The organism is Capnocytophaga sp. oral taxon 332 str. F0381, from assembly GCF_000318275.2.
Taxonomy (GTDB): Bacteria; Bacteroidota; Bacteroidia; order Flavobacteriales; family Flavobacteriaceae; genus Capnocytophaga; species Capnocytophaga bilenii.
Map to the genome: position 1 here is coordinate 20,157 of NZ_KB291258.1, position 3,871 is coordinate 24,027.

Consider the following 3,871-nt stretch of genomic DNA (forward strand, 5'->3'; position numbering starts at 1 on the left):
TGCCCACACCTTTTCCCCATTTTCATCATACGCCCCTTATTGATAAAAAACTCACTTTTAGAATAAAATTCTTTTAAAACTATCTAATTCTGTTTTAAATTCATCTAAAATACCATTACTATTATCTACTTTTCCTTTATAATTTAAATATAAACTCATTGAAGCTCCATATACAGTATTCAAAAAAATATTGAGAGGGACTTCTATTTTCTTATCTAAAATAATCATATCTTTATAAATTTCTAAATGAAATTCAAAAGAAGAATCTAACGCTGTAAACGTAATATTCTTTTGATTTTTAGAAATGCTATCTCTCAGACTATACAGAAAATTAGTCAGTGTAGGGAAAAGCATAAAATTTTGATAGGGGGCTTTGTCCCTTTTGCTTGTTATAATAAATTCCGATTGCTGAATAGTTATATCTCCTAATTCAAATTCAGAAATTTTTTCATCGTATGTTGATGCAATATCAAATTTAATAGTCATATAATATTTTTAGTGATTTCCATTTCCTCTAGCAGGGAATATTGTAATTATTTTCTTTTCAATGGTGTCAACATAAACTCTGACAAGCTCTTTCTTATTTCCTTTTATTTTGATTTTCATTTCAAAAGATTGCATTTTCTTAGTTATATCCTTAGTTATTCTTTTACCTTTTTTTACAATTTTATTTGCAGCTTTTTCCAAATGATCTCTTGTTGTACCTCTCGTAAATAAATCACCTTCACCTCTAGAGTGCCCTCCACTGACATGTCTTAGATCAATATGCACCCACCCTCCGTTCGAATCCCCTTGTTGAATTACATATTTAAATGTTCTATCTCCAATCGTTAACCCCCAAACATCCACCTCTGTATTACAATCAAAGGTATACCCATAGAAATTAGGATTATTTCCTGCCAACCCAATCGGGTCTTGGCTAATATAAGTACTGTTTTCAGGTGAGTAATAACGGAAACGGTTATAAGCTAACCCAATCTCCTCATCATAATACTGTCCTTGATATAAGAAAGGAATAAACGAACTATCACCTTACCATTGGCATCTCTTTCAAGGCGATAACGCTCGCCTGCTTCATTGTAGGTAATTTCTCTCTTTTTTCAAGTTCTTAATTATTAATATGTATAGTTATCTGCCTTTTAAATGTTCTATTGGTAGAATCTCATCAAATGGTATTTTATTTGTAATAGCATCATTTTTTACTTTTTGAATAAAATCTTTGTTAATTTTGTTTGTTTCAATTCTTTGGATTATAGATAACTGTCTATTAATTTCATCTTTGATAAACATATTGTTATCTAAAATATATTCTATTTCGTCTGTTATTATTTTTATATTGTTTGATTTAATTAGAATTATTTGTTGAATTATATCATAAACATAATAAAAAGTAGTAAAAGATTTATTCTTTCTATTAATTACACAATTATAAGTAGTATCTAAGCAGATAATCATATTTAGAGCAATAACATTATCTTGTTCAGTCAGAAATAAACTCTCTAAATTTTCTAATTTATTTTCTATTGATAAGTCTCTCACATTATTATATAGGAAGTTCCATAAATAGTTTTTCATTCTGAATAAAATGTTAATAGTTTCTAACCTAAAGAAGCTTTTATTAAACAAAGAGAACATTCTCTCTGTGTTCCAAAGAGAATATAAAGTATATTCATTATAAGACATTTCATCAATTTTCTCTTTTTTTATATCTTCAAATACCATAGAGGATAATTTTAATGATTATGTTTCTCAACTTTTATATCTTTATCTTCCAATTGCCCCCCGCTGGCGCAAGCGTGTCGCTCGTACCCAATTCAAAATTCAGAATTCAAAATTCATAATTCCCCTCGCTCCCCGCTGGTGCGAGCTTGCAGCTCGTACCCCAATACGCCAATTCCACCCCAAAGTGATTAAAAAACTTTTTCTTCTTCAGGCTACTCTCTTTTAAAAGTTAGAAGTATTTAGTTACTTTCTTTGTTTTTGCATACCTTTAGCCTTTACTCTTAAGACTTATTATTGTAAACCTATTTTAGGACGAGACAACCTCAGTATTACTATCAAAGGTATACCCATAGAAATTAGGATTATTCCCTGCCAACCTTATCGGGTCTTGGCTAATATAAGTACCGCTCTCAGGCGAGTAATAACGGAAACGATTGTAATACAGCCCTGTTTCAATATCCTCATACTGCCCTTGGTAGCGGAATGGTATAAAACCTTTCTCACCTTCAAGGGTATGTATATTGCCATAGAGGTCATACTCTGCACTCCACACCTTCTGCCCGTTTTCATCATACGCCTCGTATGGCGTTCCTAAGTGGTCGGTGAGGATACTAAAAATAAGTATTTTTATAAGTATAAAATTTCTCTTCTTAACGGAACTTAAATTGTAATTATAGTAATCCTTCTTCTATTTGTTCAAGAATATAATACCACCAATTGTTCATACTAACACATTCTTTATCAATCTTTAAGAATTGATTTCTCAAAAACTCAACTTGCTTATGTCTCTTTTCTTCTTTAAAGTCTTCCTCAAAAATTACAATACGTTTAACTGTTTTAATGCACTTTATGAATTGTTCAAGTGAAGAATTTACAAAAGTTAACTCTTCTAATGAAATTGTATAGATATTTCCTGTTTCTACGTTAATTCCTAATTCATCTTCATAATCAGAACCAATAATATAAAAAGTTCTTCCATCAATTATCTTTTCATGCGTATAGTCATAAAAACTAATACCTAAAAAAGATAAATTAATATTATTGTGTAATATATTTAATATTTCTATTTTATCCATATTTTTTAATGATGTTTATTGTTTTTCTTTAGTTCTTTTACCCCCGCTGGCGCGAGCTTGTAGCTCGTGCCCAATTCAAAATTCACAATTCTCTCCCCGTCCTACCCGTCCCACAATTCAAAATTCAGAATTCATAATTCATAATTTGCCAATTCCCCTCGCACTATTTATAGCGCTTTATAGGATTAAAAAACACTTGTCTCTATTATAGGTAAAGAAAAATAAGGTTTTAGTCATTTTGTATTTTACTAATAGTTAAGTTGTTGTGCTTTTAACAACACATCTGATACATTACCTACTGCCAGTGTATATTATTCTTAGAGAGAAAATTATTAAATAATGAATAAGGAACAGGTTTTAACTCAAAAAATAATTCTTCTTTATAATCTGTTTCTAAATCAAAAACATCTTCATTCATAATATAGTATTTGTTTGCAAATTCTCTATCTATAATTGTTTTATATCTATCACCTAGAAAAGTAAAAGTTATAATCATAATCTCCGAATCTTCTATTTCTAGATTATTAATGATACATTCTGCAATTTTAGGAGATACAAAAAAAGCTAAATCTTTTCTATATAAAAAGTATGCCATACTAAAAACCTAATTCTTTTAAATATTTCATTTGCCCTAAAGGAGATTTAGGAATATCTATACCTCCTTCTCTTAATACTTTAGAGATGTGATCAACACAACTATTAGTTTTTACATCATATGCTCCTAAATCTTTTCCTATTAATGATTTTTGATAATCTATTGCTGATATAGCATTAGGGATGTCTATAGATAGATTTAGAGGGAATCATATCATCGGAAACAGTAATAATAGTTGTTTTAGATAAATCTGTAGAAGTTATTACTTGGTGAGTATGAAATATTTCTTCCCCATTATCAACTTCTATACTATAATGCCCGAAACGATTGTTTTGATCACCTTCATAATGATGTATTGTAGCACAATCTAACCCGAACCTATCCACCCACCAGTTGCTATCCTTCACATACCCATATAGTGTAGGATTTCCCCCAGCAAGACCAATCGGGTCTTGGCTAATATAAGTACCGCTTTCAG

6 protein-coding genes and 1 pseudogene are annotated in these 3,871 nt (G+C 30.0%); all 7 read right to left on the reverse strand.

What is annotated here, in order from left to right:
- Window positions 1–57: 57 nt before the first annotated feature.
- Entirely contained in the window at window positions 58–486 is a 429-nt protein-coding gene (locus HMPREF9075_RS01140) for a hypothetical protein (RefSeq protein ID WP_009414759.1), read from the reverse strand.
- A gap of 9 nt (window positions 487–495) precedes the next feature.
- On the reverse strand, window positions 496–1,017 hold the full coding sequence (locus HMPREF9075_RS12740; RefSeq protein ID WP_255351810.1) for an RHS repeat-associated core domain-containing protein: 522 nt from the start codon (window positions 1,015–1,017) through the stop codon (window positions 496–498).
- A gap of 111 nt (window positions 1,018–1,128) precedes the next feature.
- Complete coding sequence (locus HMPREF9075_RS01150) at window positions 1,129–1,722, reverse strand: DUF416 family protein (protein WP_009389298.1); 594 nt, start codon at window positions 1,720–1,722, stop codon at window positions 1,129–1,131.
- Between the two features lie 307 nt (window positions 1,723–2,029).
- Window positions 2,030–2,359: an RHS repeat domain-containing protein gene (locus tag HMPREF9075_RS01155; protein WP_369797051.1), complete on the reverse strand. Its 330-nt coding sequence runs from the start codon at window positions 2,357–2,359 to the stop codon at window positions 2,030–2,032.
- 34 nt (window positions 2,360–2,393) lie between these two features.
- Window positions 2,394–2,798: an SUKH-4 family immunity protein gene (locus tag HMPREF9075_RS01160; protein ID WP_009414762.1), complete on the reverse strand. Its 405-nt coding sequence runs from the start codon at window positions 2,796–2,798 to the stop codon at window positions 2,394–2,396.
- A 295-nt stretch (window positions 2,799–3,093) separates the two neighbouring features.
- Window positions 3,094–3,393, reverse strand: coding sequence for a hypothetical protein (locus HMPREF9075_RS01165; RefSeq protein ID WP_009414763.1), 300 nt, complete (start codon window positions 3,391–3,393; stop codon window positions 3,094–3,096).
- Window positions 3,394–3,569: 176 nt separating this feature from the next.
- Window positions 3,570–3,871 (reverse strand): annotated as a pseudogene (locus HMPREF9075_RS13360) (hypothetical protein); the annotation flags it as partial.